The sequence below is a fragment of the Aromatoleum sp. genome (assembly GCF_035254505.1).
Lineage (GTDB): Bacteria > Pseudomonadota > Gammaproteobacteria > Burkholderiales > Rhodocyclaceae > Aromatoleum.
Genome location: NZ_DATFAO010000098.1, coordinates 21,412 through 38,665, shown reverse-complemented (window position 1 = coordinate 38,665; position 17,254 = coordinate 21,412). Strand labels below are relative to the sequence as shown.

Below are 17,254 nucleotides of genomic sequence, written 5' to 3'. Positions count from 1 at the left end.
GAGGTTTATTGCTTTGAACATTCAGCAACAGGTTTTGGTCCTGCTCGATGAAGTCCTGAGCCTCAACGGGCGCGGCCTGCAATTCGACGCGGACTCCCCGCTGCTCGGCAGCGTCCCCGAACTCGATTCGATGGCGGTGCTGGCGGTGATCCACGCGATCGAAGAACGTTTCGGTATCACGATTCCGGACGACGAAATCGACGGCAGCTCCTTCGCGACCGTCGGCACCGTGGTCGACTTCGTCACGCGCCTTTCGCACGCCTGATCTCCGTCAGAACGGAAAGAACACGGGCACCAGGCTCAGCACTCCCGCGGAATAGGTCAGGCTCACCGGCAAGCCGGCCTTGAAGTAGTCCGTCACGCGATAACGCCCGGGCGACATGACCATCAGGTGCGTCTGGTAGCCGAAAGGGACCATGAAGCAGGCGCTGGCCCCGTACGCGACGGCCATCACGAAAGGTGTCGGGTCGGCTCCGAAAGCGCGCGCCGTCGACAGCCCGATCGGAAACGCGAGCGCCGCCGCGGCGTTGTTCGGAATGACCTCGGTGACCGCCAGCGTGATCAGGTAAACCCCCACGAAGGCGCCGTAGACGCCATACCCGTCGAAGATGCTGCGCATCGTATCCGCGATGAGCTGCGCCGCGCCGGACGATTCCAGCGCCCGCGAAATCGTCAGCGCCGATCCGATGATCAGCAGCAGGTCGAAGGGAAAGCGGCGCCGCAACTCGGCCAAGGTCAGGACGCGGGACAGGAGCAGGGCGGCCAGCAGCACCAGCAGACTGTTCATCAGCGGCCAGATTTCGGCCGCCGACAGGCCGATGGCGAACGCAAAGCCGACCAAGGTGAAGACGCTCTGACGCGGCGTCAGGCGCGGCCGCAGCATCTCCCCGTCGAGCACGTGGAAGTTGCGCTCGATATTGCGATGCTGGGCGAAGTCTCCCCCCACTGCGAGCAGCAGGCTGTCACCGACCCGCAAGGAAATCCGTCCCAACTGTCCGCCCAGGCGCTTGTCGCCGCGCCGGATGCCGACGACGCCGGCGTCGAAGTGCGAGCGGAAATCCACTTCGCGCAGCGTCCGGTTGGCGAGGATCGATTCGTTCGAAATCACCACCTCGACCAGGTTCGACCCCAGCAGCGTGTCGGCACGCGTGCCGAATACATGCAGGCCGGGAAAAGCATGGAGCGCTTGGACCTTGGTCATGTCTCCCGTGAAGACCAGGATATCGCCTTCGCACAGAATCTCGTCCGGGCCGACCGGCGATATCAGCCGCTCCTCACGTTCGATCTCGAGCAGGAAGAGCCCTTCCAGATTGCGCAGACGATTGTCCTCGATGCTCTTGCCCGCGAGCTGCGAACCCGGTGACACCTTGGCCTCGAGAAAATACGCCTGACGGCTTTTCCTCGATTCGGGCTCGTTTGCCGGCAGCAGCCTGGTGCAAAGCGTCATCACGACGATGCACGCGAGTGCGACGGGCACGCCCACCAGACTGAACTGGAACATCTCCAGCGGTGGGAGCTTCGCATCAACGACGAAGGAATTGACGACGAGGTTCGTCGAGGTGCCGACCAGCGTGACGACGCCTCCGACGATCGCACCATACGACAAGGGGATCAGCAGCTTGGAAGGCGGCTGGTGCCGCTGCCGCGAAATCACGCCGAGGAGGGTCCCGACGACAGCCGTGTTGTTGATGAATGCGGAGATCACGCATGTCATTGTCGAGAACCGCAGTACGGCCATCGACGGCCGTCCCTTCAGGATCACTTCCGTGAGCCGGTCGAGCAGTGGCGAACGCTCCAGCGCAAGCGACACCTGCAGCAGTACGATCAGCGTGATCAGCGCGGAATTCGAATAGCTCAGCAACCAGTCGCGCTCACTGACGAGTCCCGTCAGATGAAAGCCCGCCGCCCAGACCGTGAACAGCAAGGCCGTGGGCGAGCGCCCGCCCATCAGCAATGCGAGCAGCAGGGCGACCGCCGCCAGGACGATGTAGGCTGTCATCGGGTGTTCGGCACGCAGCGGGGCGTCAGACGGCGCTCGCCACGAAATGCGGATTGTCGAACCCCGGCTTTCCGTAGCGCAGTGCGGCACCCTCGAGCGTCTTGACCGTCCCGCCCGCGGCGGACAATACGGCGTGCCCCGCCGCGATGTCCCATTCCATCGTGCGCCCGAGGCGCGGATAGAGATCGGCTTCGCCCGCCGCGACGCGGCATAACTTCAGCGACGACCCGGCGCCGACGAGGTTCGCGACCTTGCGTCCTGCGAGGAAGGCATCCAGGGCCGCGGCATCGCCGTGCGACCGACTGGCGACCACCGTCAGCCCTTCCGCAGGCGGCTGGCGGCACGAGATCGTACGGCGCCCCTGGCCGTCTTCGACGAAGGCCCCGATTCCGCTCGCTCCGCCGTAAAGAAGCCCCAGTGCCGGCGCAAGTACGACGCCCAGCACTGGTTCGCCGTGCTCGATCAGCGCGATATTCACGGTGAATTCCCCGTTACGCTTGATGAATTCCTTCGTCCCGTCGAGCGGGTCGACGAGCCAGAAGCGCTCGGAGACCTGCGGAATGCGTCCCGCCGCGACCGCCTCCTCGGCAACGACGGGGATCTCGGGCGTCAGGCCCGCCAGTCCCGCGAGGATTACCGCTTCGGCGCGCTCGTCCGCCTCGGTCACCGGGGACGCATCGTCCTTGCCGCGCACCGCGAAGTCGGTTTCGTAGACGGCCATGACCACTTCCCCGGCTTCGCGTGCGATACGCATCACGGCCTCGAGCAATTCGGCTCTCAAAAGCTTGTCGGTCACGGGTTCCAGCTCCTCTCGATTGATATACTTGCACGCCTGCCATTTTATGCCCGAACACCGACGCCGGCCGTGATGACGGTCGCCGGTCGAGGGAAAAACACCGTCATCAAGAGGACGCGGATGTCACTCACCCACTTGCAACGGCTAGAAGCCGAGAGCATCCACATCATGCGGGAGGTCGTTGCCGAGGCCGAAAACCCCGTGATGCTCTATTCGATCGGCAAGGACAGCGCCGTCATGCTGCACCTGGCGATGAAGGCCTTCCACCCGGCGCGTCCGCCGTTCCCGCTGCTGCACGTGGACACGCGCTGGAAATTCCGCGAAATGTACCGCTTCCGTGACGAGATGGTGAGCAAGCTCGGGCTCGACCTGATCGTGCACATCAATCCGGAAGGCGTCGCGAAGGACATCAACCCCTTCACGCACGGTTCGGCGATCCACACTGACATCATGAAGACCGAGGGCCTCAAGCAGGCGCTCGACAAGTACGGTTTCGACGCCGCCTTCGGCGGTGCGCGCCGCGACGAGGAAAAATCGCGTGCCAAGGAACGCATCTTCTCCTTCCGCACTGAGCAACATCGCTGGGACCCGAAAAGCCAGCGCCCCGAACTGTGGAAGCTCTACAACGCCCGCAAGCACAAGGGCGAGTCGATGCGCGTGTTCCCGCTGTCGAACTGGACCGAGCTCGACATCTGGCAATACATCTATCTCGAAAACATCCCGATCGTGCCGCTGTACTACTCGGCCGAGCGCCCGGTGGTCGAGCGCGACGGCGCGCTGATCATGGTCGACGACGAGCGCATGCCGCTCAAGCCCGGCGAAGTGCCGATGATGAAAAAGGTGCGCTTCCGCACCCTCGGCTGCTACCCGCTCACGGGCGCCGTCGAGTCCGAAGCCGACACGCTGCCGGCGATCATCCAGGAAATGCTGCTCACCAAGACCTCCGAACGCCAGGGCCGCGTGATCGACCACGACTCGGCCGCATCAATGGAACGCAAGAAGCAAGAGGGGTATTTCTGAAATGGCTCACATTTCCGATCTGATCGCCACCGACATCCAGCAATACCTCAAGACCCACGAGCACAAGAGTCTGCTGCGCTTCATCACTTGCGGCAGCGTCGACGACGGCAAGAGCACGCTGATCGGGCGCCTGCTCTACGAATCGAAGATGCTTTTCGAAGACCAGCTCGCCGCGGTCGAAGCCGACTCGAAGAAGTACGGCACGCAGGGCGAGAACATCGACTTCGCGCTGCTCGTCGACGGCCTCGCCGCCGAGCGCGAACAGGGCATCACGATTGACGTCGCCTACCGCTTCTTCTCGACCGAGAAGCGCAAGTTCATCGTCGCCGACACCCCGGGCCACGAGCAATACACTCGCAACATGGTCACCGGCGCGTCCACCGCCGACGCCGCCATCCTGATGGTCGACGCGCGCAAGGGCATCCTCACGCAGACGCGGCGCCACAGCTACCTCGTGTCGCTGCTGGGGATCCGCCACATCATCGTGGCGATCAACAAGATGGACCTCGTGGAATACTCGCAGTCCGTGTACGAACGCATTGTCGAGGACTACCGCGAATTCGCCGCGAAGATCGGCCTCGAAGACATCACCTTCATCCCGATGTCGGCCTACAAGGGCGACAACATCATCGCCCCCAGCGACGCGATGCCCTGGTACCACGGCACGACCTTGATGGGTTACCTCGAGACCGTCGAAATCGACGAAGAGCGCATGCAGAAGCAGCCCTTCCGTATGCCGGTGCAGTGGGTGAATCGTCCCGACCTGGACTTCCGTGGCTTTGCCGGCACGATCGCCGGCGGCGTCGTCAAGCCGGGCGACCGCATCCGCGTGCAGCCCTCCGGCCGCGAAAGCACGGTCGCACGCATCGTCACGCGCGACGGCGACCTCGAACAGGCGGTCGCCGGGCAGTCGATTACGCTGACGCTGGCCGACGAAATCGACATCTCGCGCGGCGATGTCATCTCTACCGCCGCCTCGCCCGCCAGCTCCGCCGACCAGTTCGAAGTCACACTCGTCTGGATGCATGACGAACCGCTGCTGCCGGGCCGTCCCTACCTGCTCAAGATGGGCGCCAAGACCGTCACGGCCACGGTCACGCACATCAAGTACCAGGTGAACGTGAATACGCTCGAGCACATCGCCGCCAAGACGCTCGAACTCAACGCGATCGGCGTCTGCAATATCGGTCTCGACCGCGCGATCGCCTACGATCCGTACGACGAGAACAAGGACACCGGCGGCTTCATCCTGATCGATCGCCTCAGCAACAACACGGTCGGTGCAGGTCTCGTGCACTTCGCGCTGCGCCGCAGCCAGAACATCCACATGCAGCACGTGGACGTCGACAAGGCCGCCCGCGCCCGCTTGAAGCACCAGAAGCCCTGCGTGCTGTGGCTGACGGGTCTGTCGGGCGCCGGGAAGTCGACGATCGCGAACCTGACCGAGAAGAAGCTGCACGCGCTGGGCTATCATACCTACCTGCTCGACGGCGACAACGTGCGCCACGGCCTCAACAAGGACCTCGGTTTCACCGAGGCCGACCGGGTCGAGAACATCCGCCGCGTCGCCGAAGTCGCGAAGCTGATGGCCGACGCCGGCCTGATCGTAATCACGGCCTTCATCTCGCCGTTCCGCTCGGAGCGCCAGATGGCCCGCAGCCTCGTGGCAGAAGGGGAGTTCCTCGAAGTCTTCATCGACACGCCGCTCGACGTTGCCGAGGAGCGCGACGTCAAGGGACTCTACAAGAAGGCCCGGCGCGGCGAGCTGAAGAACTTCACCGGCATCGATTCGCCGTATCAGGCGCCGGAGACGCCCGACGTGCACATCAACACGCTGACAATGAGTCCGGAAGAGGCTGCGGAATACCTCGTGCTGGAACTGCAGCGGCGAGGCGGCCTGACCGACTGAGGACACCGAAGCACAAAGGCCCGGAGGCTGTCGATCGGACAGCCTCCGGGCCTTTTGATTTTGTAGTGACGGCGCTTACTTGCTCTTGATCATCGTGCCGACGCCATGGTCGGTCAGGATCTCCAGCAGCAGGCAGTGTTCGACGCGGCCGTCGATGATGTGCACCGACTTCACGCCGTTGCGCGCCGCGTCGAGCGCCGACGCGATCTTCGGCAGCATCCCGCCGGAGAGCGTCCCGTCTTCGACCAGCCCGTCAATCTGGCGCGGCGTCAGCCCCGTCAGCAGATTGCCGTTCTTGTCGAGCACCCCCGGTGTGTTCGTCAGCAGCACCAGCTTCTCGGCCTTCAGGATCTCGGCGAGCTTGCCGGCGACAACGTCCGCGTTGATGTTGTAGGTCTCACCGTCCTCGCCGACGCCGATCGGTGCGATCACCGGGATGAAGTCACCCTGGTCAAGGAAAGAGATCAGGCTCGGGTCGATCTGCGTGATCTCGCCGACCTGGCCGATATCGACGAGGTCGCCCGGCGCGTCCTTCTTCGGCATCATCAGCTTCTTCGCACGGATGAAGCTCGCGTCCTTGCCCGTCAGGCCCACGGCCTTGCCGCCCGCCTGGTTGATCAGGTTCACGATCTCCTTGTTGACCTGGCCGCCCAGCACCATCTCGACCAGTTCCATGGTCTCCGCGTCGGTCACGCGCATCCCCTGGACGAATTCGCCTTTCTTGCCGACGCGGGCGAGCAGGCTCTCGATCTGCGGGCCGCCGCCGTGCACAACCACCGGATTCAGACCCACGAGCTTCAGCAGCACGACGTCGCGCGCGAAACAGTCCTTCAGCTTCGGATCGGTCATCGCGTTGCCGCCGTACTTGATGACGATCGTCTTGTCGAAGAAGCGCTTGATGTAGGGAAGCGCCTCGGCGAGGACTTCGGCTTTCAGTGCCGGGGAAACCTGGTCGGTGCTCTGCGAAACGGACATGGCGAATTCCTGATTAATGTGCGGCGCCATTTTAAGGTCTCGCTCCGGAAAGCAGAAGCCGCACCCTCAATCCCTGCAGGGTGCGGCCGTCGAGTGCGTCAGAAATCAGCGGTCAGTCGATGCTCAATTTCCTGGTCTGCACCGGGGCTTTCTTCGGCAACACCAATTCCAGCACGCCCTCGCTGAATTTCGCGCTTGCGCCGCCCTCATCGATATCCTGTCCCAACTGGAAGCTGCGGGACACCGTGCCGAAATAGCGTTCGGTACGCAAGACGCGTTCGCCTTCCTTGACCTCCTTCTCCTGCTTCCGTTCGGCGCTGATCGACACGACAGGGCCATCGATATGGACGTGGATGTCTTCCTTCTTCATGCCCGGCAGTTCCGCATGGACCCGATACGCGGCGGTATCTTCCTTGATGTCCACGCGCATCTTCGGCCCTTCGAGATCGTCGCCCGGGAAATCGACCGGACGGACGAAAAAGCCGCGCAGCAATTCGTTGAATGGATCACGACGGATCAGATTGCTCATGGCGATCTCCTCGTTGTTATATGGGTCTTTCCAATTCCGGTATAGATCGTCACCGTCATATTTCAAGACCGACGAGATAGGCCGGCGCGAGAGCCGCAAGAGCGCTCAGCGTCGGCGCTCGCGGCTGGGGAGTTCGAGAATCGCCTCGCGGTTGGTCCATGAAAAGACCCGCGCTGCAGCCTCGTCGAAGGGGAGCCAGAGGAGCGCGTCGTGTTCGTCGGGGGCGAGCCGGACCGGCTGACCCTCAGGCACGCACAAGCTGAACACATGCTCCGTATTGTGCGTGACATCCTGTGCATACCGCGCGCGCCACTCAGCGTGGATTGCGAATTGATAGGTGCGTTGCCAGTCGACTAGTTGTTTCGCTTGCGCGGCGATCCCCGTTTCCTCGCCAACTTCCCGCAACGCCGCCTGCCGAGGCGTTTCATCCGGTTCGAGGCTGCCGGTTACCGATTGCCAGAAATCCGAAGGTCGGACTCGCCTGAGCAGCAGAACTTGCAGCGAGGGCGTGTGGATCACCACCAGCACCGAAACCGGCTGCTTGAACGTGGGTGCAGGCATTACAGGCTGCGCAGATGGGTGATGCCGTCCTGCGCGAGGCCGACGAATATCCACATCGGCACGCCTTCGTCCGCCCAGGACCGGGCCGCCTCTTCGAATATGTCGATCGCCGTGACGAAATCTGCCTCGGCGGCGAGCCGCAAACGGTCCATATGATCGAGGACGAGGACGTAGCCCTCCGCCTTCAGCCAGCTCAGGTCCGTCAGACAGTCGGCAAGGGCATCCCAATTCTGTCCGAACCAGGTAGGAAAGTGCAGGGCCGCTGCGATCCGGTGGAGGAATTCGGCCTTGTCCGGACAGCCGTCGAGCTCCACGTGCGCGAACGCGAAGCCGAGCTCCGCAGCGACCTGCGCGACGCCTTCACATCCTTCGGCCGGCAAGTGATATACGCCGGCGCGATCCGGTGCTCGCAATACCCCCGACAAGCGGCTGGATTCGGTCATCGCGTGTTCTCCCGAACGATCTCCGGCGTCAGTTGCCGGAAGCTGCGGTAATGGTCGCCCGTGTAGAAGAAGACCTCGGGCGGCGTCCCTCCGCTGATGATGCGCCGTGCCCCGCGATCGTCCGAGCCCGGTGTCGGCACCGTATATTCGCGATAGTAGCCTTGCGGTCGTTGGGGCAGCCGCCGCTCGCGATTCTGGAAGACGACACCATCCTTGCGGTAGGGAAAGGGGCCGCCGCGCTGGACGCGTTGCAAGGTCTCGACCGCTTCGCGCGGCAATCCCTCGCCGTCGCCGCGCCACGGCTCTCGGCTGTAGCCCGTTACGGCCGACAAAGCGATGAGAAGGAACAGCGCAATCCGCGCGAACGCAGCGTGCATCAGAGAACTCCGTGAAGGCGGACGAAGACGACCGTACCGACCGCTAAGCTTGTCGTGTATTGAGCTTCTTCGACAGTTGCTGCATGAAGCCGTTGATCGCCTCCAGACGCGGATTCGCCGGATCGAGGCGGCGCGTGCGCGCGATGAGCGTTCGGGCCTGCGCCGCAAATCGGTCGTTCCAGCCCCGATTCTCGATGTGGCGCAACAGGGCCAGAGCCGCGTTGAACAACACGTGCGGATTCCCTGGCATCTTCTGTACCGCGCTCATCATTTCACGCACGGCACCGTCGTAGTCGCCCGACTTCACCATGTCTGCGCCCGTCGCGATCAGGTTCTTCACTTCTACGTGGACGCGTTGTTCGAGTTCATCCGACAGTTCGCCGCAGCCGCGCGATTGCAAGATCGCCCGCGTCTTCTCGATCGTCTGCTCATCGGACGCATTCCGCAGAATGTCCATCACGAGCGCGCTGCCTTCGCTTTCCAGGTCATTGTCGAGGCAGGCCTTGATCAGCTCCTGCTTAAGCCCGATCGAGACGGCACTCAGGTCGGAGCCTGCCCTGAGTGCCGCCTGAAGTGCGGCCTGAGCCTGATCGGCAGCGCCGGTTTCGCTGAAATAGAGCGCTTTCGACAACGAACTACAGACCGGCGTCGCCGCCAGTCCTTCCATGCTCCGCTCCAGGTCGCGAATCGTCGCCTGGGCCTCGTTCGTTCGTCCCTGCCCGAGCTGCGCCTGGACAAGGTGCACATGGTCTTCCGGATCGCGAAAATCCGAATACTTGCCCTTTCGCACCACTTCCGCGAGCGTGCGTTCCGCAGACTCCAGATCGCCGGAGGCGAGTTGCACGCTGCCAAGGTGGCGCAGCCGGCTTAGCCGGTGGGGCGAGAGTGCTACTGCGCTGGCGAGCACGTCACGCGCCTCGTCGATCCGGCCGCTCGCCTCGCGTGCCTTCGCCAGCCAATCGTAGGCGTCGACGTAGCGGCTGTTCTCGGCGACGAGCGCACTCAGAATGTCCTCCGCCGCGGCATAGTCCTTCTTTGCGAAGAGCACCTTGGCAAGCCCCAGGCGCGCCCAGGGCACGGCCTTGGCGGCCAGCACTTCGCGATAAATGTCTTCCGCGTGTTCGGTATGGCCGAGCACCGCATGAAGCTCCGCCTCAAGCCGCATGAAATCGATGCGGTGACGCGGATGCTCCCGACGTCCCGCTGCACAGCCTTCGATCGCCTGTTGCGTCTCGCCCGCTTCGATCGCGCGGTACACGGAACGGAAGGCCTCGCGCTTTTCCAGCGCCCGCAGCAGGCGGATGTGGAGGCTGTCGGGGGTCAGCGGCTTCAGGATGTAGTCGTTGGGTGCAAGTTCCGCCGCGCTGACGACGCGCTCGTAGTTGCGCTCCCCGGTGATCATGATGAACAGCGTATTGAGGGGAATGATCTCCTTGCTGCGGAGATCTTCCAGCAGATGCTGCCCATCCTGGCCCTCTCCCAGGTTGTACTCGCAGAGAATGATGTCGTATTTGCGTTCGCGCAACCGATTGACCGCCATGCCGGCGGTAGGTGCGAAATTGACGTCGGCGATGCCGAAGCCGTTGAGCATCGATCTCAACTGGCCGCGCATGCTCTGATTCGCTTCGACGATCAGGACGTTGAGACGTTCGATATCGGCCATATGTTACGGAGAGCAGATATTGGGGCCCGGACTCAGGCGGTATATCGGAGCTTACGGCATCCGCCGACGCTTTCTACAGTAATTCTTGATGCTGTGCAGATGACAGTCTGCATGAAAAAGGGCAGATGGTCAGCCATCTGCCCTTTTCGTGAGGCGCTCCAGGCGCGGGACTCAGGACTTGGCGACTTCGACCTGGGTCTCGACCTTTTGGCGCAGCCGGATGTGGAGCTCGCGCAGCTGCTTTTCGTCGACCTCGCCCGGCGCGTCGGTCAGCAGGCACTGGGCGCGCTGCGTCTTCGGGAAGGCGATCACGTCGCGGATCGATTCCGCGCCGGTCATCAGCGTGACGATCCGGTCGAGACCGAAGGCCAGGCCACCGTGCGGGGGTGCGCCGTACTTGAGCGCGTCGAGCAGGAAGCCGAACTTGATCTGCTGCTCTTCGGGACCGATGTTGAGCGCGTCGAACACCCGCGCCTGAACCTCGGCACGATGGATACGAACCGACCCGCCGCCGATCTCCCAGCCGTTCAGCGCCAGGTCGTAGGCCTTCGCAAGGCACTCGCCCGGGGTCGACTCGAGCAACTCGACGTGCTCGTCCTTAGGGCTCGTGAACGGATGGTGGCAGGCGACCCACCGCTTGTCGTCTTCGTCGTATTCGAACATCGGGAAGTCGACGACCCATAGCGGGCACCAAGCGTCCCCCGTGACATAGCCCTTTTCGTGTCCGAGCTTGATGCGCAGCGCACCCAACGCGTCGTTGACGACCTTCGTCTTGTCCGCGCCGAAGAAGATCAGGTCGCCCGACTGCGCGCCGGTCCGTTCGAGGATCGCGCGCAGCGCCGTCTCGTGCAGGTTCTTCACGATCGGGGATTGCAGGCCTTCCTCGTTCGGCTTCGTGACGTCGTTGACCTTGATGTAGGCGAGGCCCTTCGCGCCGTAGATGCCGACGAATTTCGTGTACTCGTCGATCTCGCCTCGCGTGAGGCTCGCGCCTCCCGGAACGCGTAGCGCGGCAACGCGACCGCCGCTGGTCGCCGGGCCGCTGAACACTTTGAACGCGACGTCGCTAACGACGTCGGTCACTTCGGTCAGTTCGAGCGTCACACGCAGGTCCGGCTTGTCCGATCCATAGCGGCGCATCGCTTCGGCGTAGGTCATGCGCGGGAAGGGCGCCGGCAGTTCGACGGCGAGCGCTTCGCGGAACACGACGCGGATCATGTCTTCCATGATCGCGGTGATTTCGGTCTCGTTCAGGAACGAGGTCTCGATATCGACCTGGGTGAACTCGGGTTGGCGGTCCGCGCGCAGGTCCTCGTCGCGGAAGCACTTGGTGATCTGGTAGTAGCGATCGAAGCCCGCGACCATCAGCAGCTGCTTGAAGAGCTGCGGCGACTGCGGCAGCGCGAAGAATTGGCCCGGATGCACGCGCGAGGGAACGAGGTAGTCGCGCGCACCTTCCGGCGTGCTCTTCGTCAGCATCGGCGTCTCGATGTCGATGAAGCCCTGCCCATCGAGGAAGCGGCGGAAGGCCATCGCCACCTTGTAGCGCAGCATCATGTTCTTCTGCATCTGCGGGCGGCGCAGGTCGATGACGCGGTTCACCAGTCGGACGTTTTCCGACAGATTGTCGTCATCGAGCTGGAACGGCGGCGTTGCCGAAGCATTGAGCACCTCAAGGGTGTGGCACAGCACCTCGATCTCTCCCGAGACGAGGTTTGCGTTCTCGGTGCCTGCGGGGCGGCGGCGAACCTTGCCGGTGAGCTTCACGACGAATTCGTTGCGAATCGACTCGGCTGTGCGGAACGTGTCGGCGCGATCGGGGTCGCAGACGACCTGAACCAAGCCCTCGCGGTCGCGCAGGTCAATGAAGATCACGCCGCCATGGTCGCGGCGACGGTGCACCCAGCCGCACAGGGTCACGGTCTGGTCAAGGTCGGCAGCGGTGACTAGCCCGCAGTATTTGGTTCGCATGAGCAAATGTCCGAAACGAAGACACGGCCACCGGGGCCGTATGGTTACTGGTTCAGCAGAATTGAGGAGGAGCCGTTACGCGCGGGCGGCGCGACCACGCCCATCGAGATGATGTACTTGAGTGCCTCGTCGACACTCATGTCGAGTTCGATGACGTTCGCCTTGGCCATCATTAGGAAAAAGCCGGAAGTGGGGTTCGGCGTCGTCGGCACATAGACGCTGACGTATTCGCCGTCCAGGTGATTGGCGGCGTCACCACCAGGCTTCCCGGTCAGGAAGGCAATGGTCCAGGAGTCCTGATGCGGATAGCGCACGAGCAGCGCCTTGCGGAACGCCTGGCCGGAACTCGAAAAGAGCGTGTCGGAGACCTGCTTGACACCGTTGTAGAGCGATTTCACCACCGGGATACGGGAAAGCAGGCCTTCCCAGAACATCACCAGCTTCTGCCCGATCACGTTGGCTGCGATCAGGCCCGTGCTCAATACGAGCAGCAGCGCAACCACCACGCCGGCGCCCGGAATGTTGAAGCCCAGCAGATGGCGCGGCTGCAGGCCGTTCGGTAGCCAGTCGATGATCTGGTCCAGGGTACCCACGATCCATGCCAACACCATGAACGTGATGGACAGTGGAATCCAGATCAGGAGCCCGGTGATGAAATATCTTCGCACGTGAGGCTGTTGCCCTTAGCTCGAATGACAGGCGCAAGCGCCGCCGCATCCTGCGGGAGCTGCGGACGCCTCGGACGGCTTGGGAGCTGAAGAGCTGCCGCCCTTGAAGTCCGTGGCATACCAGCCGGTACCCTTCAGTTGGAAACCGGCAGCGGACAGCTGCTTCTGATAAGTGTCGGCGTTGCACGACGGGCAGGTCTTGAGCGGTTCGTCGCTCATCTTCTGGATATGTTCCTTCTGGAACCCGCAGCTATTGCAACGATATTCATAAATGGGCATGGCAACCTCCGAAACCAAGCTTGCGAGTCTAACGCAATGCAGCATCAGGGAGAAGTCTGGGGCGTCCGATGCGGGCGCCACGTCTTAAATGAGGTTCCGACGACCTCAATTCAAGACGGCGTGAGCGTCAGAATGTGGCCAGGTACAAATCGGTGATCTTCTTGCCCCAGAAGAGCGCCAGCACACCGGCAGCGGCAAGATAGGGGCCGAACGGAATCGGTACATTCCGCCCATGACGCGCGAACACGATCAGCCCGATGCCGGCAAGCGCTCCCACGAGTGAGGAGAACAGGATGGTCAACGGCAGCATTTGCCAGCCAAGCCACGCGCCGACGGCTGCGAGGAGCTTGAAGTCGCCGTAGCCCATGCCTTCCTTGCCGGTCGTGAGCTTGAAAAGCCAGAAGACCGACCATAGCGAGAGATACCCCGCCATGGCGCCGATCACCGCATTGGATAGCTCGACGTAAGTGCTGCCGAGATTGAGGGCGAGACCCAGCCACAGCAAGGGCAGGGTCAGTGAGTCGGGGAGCAGTTGGGTGTCCAGGTCGATGAAGGTCAGTGCGACCATTGCCCAGACGAAACAGAAAGCGCCCACAGCCGCCGCTCCGTAGCCGAAGTGCCAGGCCGCGTAGCCCGTGAGCGCTGCCGTCAGCACTTCCACGATCGGATAACGCCGGCTGATCGACGCCGCGCAGTGTCTGCAGCGCCCGCGCAGAACCAGGTAGCTTACGACTGGGATGTTTTCCAGTGCCGTGATTTGATGACCGCAGTGCGGGCAGCGCGAGCGCGGGGTGGCGAGGTTGAACGGCTCGTGCTCGGGAATCGGCTCGTCACGCAATTCGGCGGCCTGGGCATGCCACTCCCGCTCCATCATCTTGGGAAGGCGGTGAATCACGACATTGAGAAAACTCCCGACGAAAAGGCCCAGGAGGGTGGCAAGCGTGGTGAAGACCACAGGGTCGCGCAGGAAGTCTGACATGGGGGAAGGCAAGATTGCTGCCCAGGAGTTCCCGGGCAGCTGCTGAAGAATGGCTCAGACCACCTGGCCGAGCTTGAAGATCGGCAGATACATGGCGACAACGAGGCCGCCGATCACGACGCCGAGGAATACCATAATGATGGGCTCGAGCAGGGTCGAAAGTCCCGCGACAGAGTCGTCCACTTCCTGCTCGTAGAAGTCAGCAACCTTTCCGAGCATCGAATCGAGTTGGCCGGATTCTTCACCGATCGACACCATCTGGACCACCATGCTCGGGAATACGTTGGCATTCTGCATCGCGACCGTGAGGCTGGTACCTGTGCTGACCTCGGTCTGAATTTGCTTCGTTGCGGTCAGATATACAAAATTGCCGGATGCGCCGCCGACGGATTCAAGGGCCTCGACCAGCGGGACCCCTGCTGCGAACATCGTCGATAAGGTACGAGTCCAACGCGCCACCGTTGCCTTACGGATGATGTCGCCGACCACAGGGGCCTGAAGCACGATGCGATCCACTGCGATCTGCATCGCGCTCGAACGTTTGTAGCTAGCGCTGATCCCCATGAAGATGCCGACGATCGCGCCGAGTACGATGTACCAGTTCGATACGAAGGCGTCCGAGATCGCAATGACCACCAACGTCGGCGCCGGCAGGTCCGCGCCGAAACTTTGGAAAACCTTCTTGAATTCGGGGACTACGAACAGCATGATCACCGTCACGACGATTGCCGCCACGACGATGACCGCGATCGGGTAGAACATCGCCGATTTGATCTTGCCCTTGATCGCGAGGATCTTTTCCTTATACGTCGCGATGCGATCGAGTAGCCCGTCGAGAATACCAGCCTGCTCGCCCGCTGCGACCAAGTTGCAGAAGAGCTTGTCGAAGTGGAGCGGGTGTTTGCTGAAGGCCTGCGAGAGGCTTGACCCGGTTTCGACATCGGTCCGTACATCATTCAGCAACCGCGCGAGGCTCGGGTTGCTCGAACCCTTGATGCCGATGTCGAAGGCCTGCAAGAGCGGCACGCCTGACTTCATCATGGTTGCCAGTTGGCGGGTAAAGAGCGCGATGTCCTTGTCGGTGATCTTGTGACCGCGGGCCATGCTCTGCTTCTTGACCTTGGTCACTTGGACGCCCTGGCGTCGCAGCGTGGCTTGAACTACGGACTCGCCGCTCGCGCGCATCTCCCCGCGCACCTGCTTGCCGGTCTTGTCCCGTCCTTCCCATGCGTACAGAACTTCCTTGGGGCCGCTGGCGGCAGCTACCTTGCCTCGCGTCGTGGTCGCCATGAGTCGATGTTGTTCCTTATTCGTTTGTAGTGGCGAGCACTTCTTCAAGCGAAGTGGCTCCCTGCTTGACCTTCAGGAGTCCGGATTGTCGCAGGTCACGGACGCCTTCCCGTTGTGCTTGAGCGGCAACGTCGATCGAATTACCGTTCGTCATGATGATATGAGCGATCTCATCGCTGATCGGCATGACTTGATAGATGCCGAGACGGCCCTTGTAACCGCTGCCCTTGCAACGTTCGCAGCCGACCGGACCGTAGGGCCGCCAAGTGCCATCGAGTTCGTCGCCGCTGAACCCGGCTTGCAGCAGGGCCTCGATGGGAATGTCCACGGGCTGCTTGCAGGTGCACAGGCGGCGTGCGAGGCGCTGTGCGGTGATCATGATGACCGACGAGGCGATGTTGAAAGGCGCAACGCCCATGTTCTTGAGGCGTTCCAGCGTCGTCGGCGCGTCGTTCGTGTGCAGGGTCGAGAGCACGAGATGGCCCGTCTGTGCGGCCTTGACCGAGATCTCAGCGGTTTCCAGGTCGCGGATTTCGCCCACCATGATGACGTCCGGATCTTGGCGCAGGAACGACCGGAGCGACGCCGCGAACGTGAGGCCGGCCTTTTCGTTGACGTTGACCTGATTAATGCCGGGCAAGTTGATTTCTGCGGGATCCTCGGCCGTCGAGATGTTGACCCCGGCTTTGTTCAGAATGTTAAGGCAGGTATAGAGCGACACGGTCTTGCCCGAACCGGTCGGTCCGGTAACGAGGACCATTCCGTAGGGGCGTTCGATCGCATCCATGAGCACCTTTTTCTGGTCCGGCTCGTAACCGAGCGCATCGATGCCGAGCATTGCCGAGTTTGCGTCCAAGATACGCATCACGATCTTTTCGCCATGAAGCGTCGGCAGTGTCGAGACGCGAAAGTCGATCGACTTGCTCTTCGACAGCACCAGCTTCATTCGGCCGTCTTGCGGGACGCGCTTTTCCGAAATGTCGAGTCGCGAAATGACCTTGATCCGCGCAGCGATCTTCTCCTTGAGCACCAGCGGCGGTTGCGCGATCTCGCGCAAGATGCCGTCGGTCCGAACCCGGATGCGGTAGTACTTTTCGTAGGGTTCGAAATGGATATCGGAGGCCCCTTCATTGATCGCGTCGATCAGGACCTTCTGGATGAACTTGACGACCGGCGCATCGTCAACTTCGGCCGAAGCTTCGTCCGATGCCGCGTCGGCAGCAGGCTCCTGCCCTTGCAGGAGGTCCATGTCAAAGTCTTCGCCGGTCAGCTCCTTGAGCGTGTCGGCGGCCGACTCGGACAATGCTTCAGCGAGGCGGGCGAGTCGGTCGGCCTCGACGATGACCAGATCGACTTGCATGCCCGTCTGAAAGCGGATCTCGTCGAGAGCCCGCATGTTCGACGGATCGGCAGCGGCCACCGTGAGGCGGTTCTGACGCTTGCCGAGGGCAATGATCTGATGTTTGCTGATCAGCTTACGATCGATTGCATCCTTCGGGAAGAAGGAGCGATCGACGGCTGCGATATCGAGCAGCGGGTAGCCGAAGGTCTCTGCAGCGAACCAAGCGACTTCCTTAGTGGTGATCAGTTTGCGCTGTGCGAGCTCCAGAATGAAGCCGTTGGGGACTGCTGGCGCGTTGCTCGTGCACGTCGCCGCATCGGCCTCCGAAAGACGGCCGTGTTGAACCAATGCTCGTGCAAGGCCGCTCAGTGCGGTCTGAGGGTTTGCTGCCATGTCCCGCTCTTAACTAACTGACATTCGATCTTGCACATGAAGCCCATACTTTGTAAAGGG

Annotated in this window: 17 protein-coding genes; 3 read left to right on the top strand and 14 right to left on the bottom strand. The window is 62.3% G+C overall.

The window, feature by feature from the left end; all coding sequences use genetic code 11:
• Positions 1-13 precede the first annotated feature (13 nt).
• The gene (locus VJ673_RS21780) at positions 14-265 is read left to right on the top strand and encodes an acyl carrier protein (RefSeq protein WP_324128272.1); all 252 of its coding nucleotides are present in this window, start codon (positions 14-16) and stop codon (positions 263-265) included.
• Positions 266-271: 6 nt separating this feature from the next.
• Here VJ673_RS21780 and VJ673_RS21775 read toward each other — a convergent pair whose 3' ends face one another.
• Together VJ673_RS21775 and cysQ are read right to left on the bottom strand one after the other, a co-directional pair.
• Positions 272-1,999, bottom strand: coding sequence for an SLC13 family permease (locus VJ673_RS21775; RefSeq protein WP_324128268.1), 1,728 nt, complete (start codon positions 1,997-1,999; stop codon positions 272-274).
• Positions 2,000-2,024: 25 nt separating this feature from the next.
• A complete protein-coding gene (cysQ, locus tag VJ673_RS21770) occupies positions 2,025-2,795 on the bottom strand; it encodes a 3'(2'),5'-bisphosphate nucleotidase CysQ (protein ID WP_414635680.1) in 771 nt (256 codons plus the stop codon).
• 72 nt (positions 2,796-2,867) lie between these two features.
• Between cysQ and cysD the strand changes: the two genes are divergently transcribed.
• Both cysD and cysN read left to right on the top strand, forming a co-directional pair.
• Positions 2,868-3,815, top strand: a complete 948-nt coding sequence (gene cysD, locus VJ673_RS21765; protein WP_324128270.1) for a sulfate adenylyltransferase subunit CysD — start codon at positions 2,868-2,870, stop codon at positions 3,813-3,815.
• A gap of 1 nt (position 3,816) precedes the next feature.
• Positions 3,817-5,724, top strand: coding sequence for a sulfate adenylyltransferase subunit CysN (gene cysN / locus VJ673_RS21760; RefSeq protein WP_324128267.1), 1,908 nt, complete (start codon positions 3,817-3,819; stop codon positions 5,722-5,724).
• A 75-nt stretch (positions 5,725-5,799) separates the two neighbouring features.
• Here cysN and argB read toward each other — a convergent pair whose 3' ends face one another.
• The 12 genes from argB to pilB all read right to left on the bottom strand — a co-directional run bounded on the left by argB (position 5,800) and on the right by pilB (position 17,194).
• On the bottom strand, positions 5,800-6,699 hold the full coding sequence (gene argB / locus VJ673_RS21755; RefSeq protein ID WP_324128266.1) for an acetylglutamate kinase: 900 nt from the start codon (positions 6,697-6,699) through the stop codon (positions 5,800-5,802).
• A 112-nt stretch (positions 6,700-6,811) separates the two neighbouring features.
• Positions 6,812-7,228, bottom strand: coding sequence for an Hsp20/alpha crystallin family protein (locus VJ673_RS21750; protein WP_324128265.1), 417 nt, complete (start codon positions 7,226-7,228; stop codon positions 6,812-6,814).
• A 105-nt stretch (positions 7,229-7,333) separates the two neighbouring features.
• Positions 7,334-7,789, bottom strand: coding sequence for a dihydroneopterin triphosphate diphosphatase (gene nudB, locus VJ673_RS21745; RefSeq protein ID WP_324128264.1), 456 nt, complete (start codon positions 7,787-7,789; stop codon positions 7,334-7,336).
• On the bottom strand, positions 7,789-8,232 hold the full coding sequence (locus tag VJ673_RS21740) for a barstar family protein (RefSeq protein ID WP_324128263.1): 444 nt from the start codon (positions 8,230-8,232) through the stop codon (positions 7,789-7,791). The genes nudB and VJ673_RS21740 overlap by 1 nt, the downstream gene beginning before the upstream one ends.
• The gene (locus VJ673_RS21735; RefSeq protein ID WP_324128262.1) at positions 8,229-8,609 is read right to left on the bottom strand and encodes a guanyl-specific ribonuclease; all 381 of its coding nucleotides are present in this window, start codon (positions 8,607-8,609) and stop codon (positions 8,229-8,231) included. The genes VJ673_RS21740 and VJ673_RS21735 overlap by 4 nt, the downstream gene beginning before the upstream one ends.
• A 43-nt stretch (positions 8,610-8,652) precedes the next feature.
• Positions 8,653-10,272: a tetratricopeptide repeat protein gene (locus VJ673_RS21730; protein WP_324128261.1), complete on the bottom strand. Its 1,620-nt coding sequence runs from the start codon at positions 10,270-10,272 to the stop codon at positions 8,653-8,655.
• A 171-nt stretch (positions 10,273-10,443) separates the two neighbouring features.
• Positions 10,444-12,243 (bottom strand): aspartate--tRNA ligase, encoded by a 1,800-nt coding sequence (aspS, locus tag VJ673_RS21725; protein ID WP_324128260.1) that lies wholly within the window; start codon positions 12,241-12,243, stop codon positions 10,444-10,446.
• Positions 12,244-12,287: 44 nt separating this feature from the next.
• Positions 12,288-12,911, bottom strand: a complete 624-nt coding sequence (locus VJ673_RS21720) for a DUF502 domain-containing protein (protein ID WP_324128259.1) — start codon at positions 12,909-12,911, stop codon at positions 12,288-12,290.
• Positions 12,912-12,926: 15 nt separating this feature from the next.
• Positions 12,927-13,190 carry an FmdB family zinc ribbon protein gene (locus tag VJ673_RS21715; RefSeq protein ID WP_324128258.1) on the bottom strand — a complete coding sequence of 88 codons (264 nt, stop codon included), beginning with the start codon at positions 13,188-13,190 and terminating at the stop codon, positions 12,927-12,929.
• A 127-nt stretch (positions 13,191-13,317) separates the two neighbouring features.
• On the bottom strand, positions 13,318-14,169 hold the full coding sequence (locus tag VJ673_RS21710) for a prepilin peptidase (protein ID WP_324128257.1): 852 nt from the start codon (positions 14,167-14,169) through the stop codon (positions 13,318-13,320).
• A gap of 54 nt (positions 14,170-14,223) precedes the next feature.
• Positions 14,224-15,459 (bottom strand): type II secretion system F family protein, encoded by a 1,236-nt coding sequence (locus VJ673_RS21705; RefSeq protein WP_324128269.1) that lies wholly within the window; start codon positions 15,457-15,459, stop codon positions 14,224-14,226.
• 16 nt (positions 15,460-15,475) lie between these two features.
• Positions 15,476-17,194: a type IV-A pilus assembly ATPase PilB gene (pilB, locus tag VJ673_RS21700; RefSeq protein ID WP_324128256.1), complete on the bottom strand. Its 1,719-nt coding sequence runs from the start codon at positions 17,192-17,194 to the stop codon at positions 15,476-15,478.
• Positions 17,195-17,254: the final 60 nt, after the last annotated feature.

Excerpts from the sequence above, each read along its gene's own strand:
- VJ673_RS21775 (WP_324128268.1), bottom strand. The coding sequence starts at position 1,999 with ATGACAGCCTACATCGTCCTGGCGGCGGTCGCCCTGCTGCTCGCATTG.
- cysD (WP_324128270.1), top strand. The coding sequence starts at position 2,868 with ATGACGGTCGCCGGTCGAGGGAAAAACACCGTCATCAAGAGGACGCGG.
- cysN (WP_324128267.1), top strand. The coding sequence starts at position 3,817 with ATGGCTCACATTTCCGATCTGATCGCCACCGACATCCAGCAATACCTC.
- argB (WP_324128266.1), bottom strand. The coding sequence starts at position 6,699 with ATGTCCGTTTCGCAGAGCACCGACCAGGTTTCCCCGGCACTGAAAGCC.
- VJ673_RS21750 (WP_324128265.1), bottom strand. The coding sequence starts at position 7,228 with ATGAGCAATCTGATCCGTCGTGATCCATTCAACGAATTGCTGCGCGGC.
- nudB (WP_324128264.1), bottom strand. The coding sequence starts at position 7,789 with ATGCCTGCACCCACGTTCAAGCAGCCGGTTTCGGTGCTGGTGGTGATC.
- VJ673_RS21740 (WP_324128263.1), bottom strand. The coding sequence starts at position 8,232 with ATGACCGAATCCAGCCGCTTGTCGGGGGTATTGCGAGCACCGGATCGC.
- VJ673_RS21735 (WP_324128262.1), bottom strand. The coding sequence starts at position 8,609 with ATGCACGCTGCGTTCGCGCGGATTGCGCTGTTCCTTCTCATCGCTTTG.
- VJ673_RS21730 (WP_324128261.1), bottom strand. The coding sequence starts at position 10,272 with ATGGCCGATATCGAACGTCTCAACGTCCTGATCGTCGAAGCGAATCAG.
- aspS (WP_324128260.1), bottom strand. The coding sequence starts at position 12,243 with ATGCGAACCAAATACTGCGGGCTAGTCACCGCTGCCGACCTTGACCAG.
- VJ673_RS21715 (WP_324128258.1), bottom strand. The coding sequence starts at position 13,190 with ATGCCCATTTATGAATATCGTTGCAATAGCTGCGGGTTCCAGAAGGAA.
- VJ673_RS21710 (WP_324128257.1), bottom strand. The coding sequence starts at position 14,169 with ATGTCAGACTTCCTGCGCGACCCTGTGGTCTTCACCACGCTTGCCACC.
- VJ673_RS21705 (WP_324128269.1), bottom strand. The coding sequence starts at position 15,459 with ATGGCGACCACGACGCGAGGCAAGGTAGCTGCCGCCAGCGGCCCCAAG.
- pilB (WP_324128256.1), bottom strand. The coding sequence starts at position 17,194 with ATGGCAGCAAACCCTCAGACCGCACTGAGCGGCCTTGCACGAGCATTG.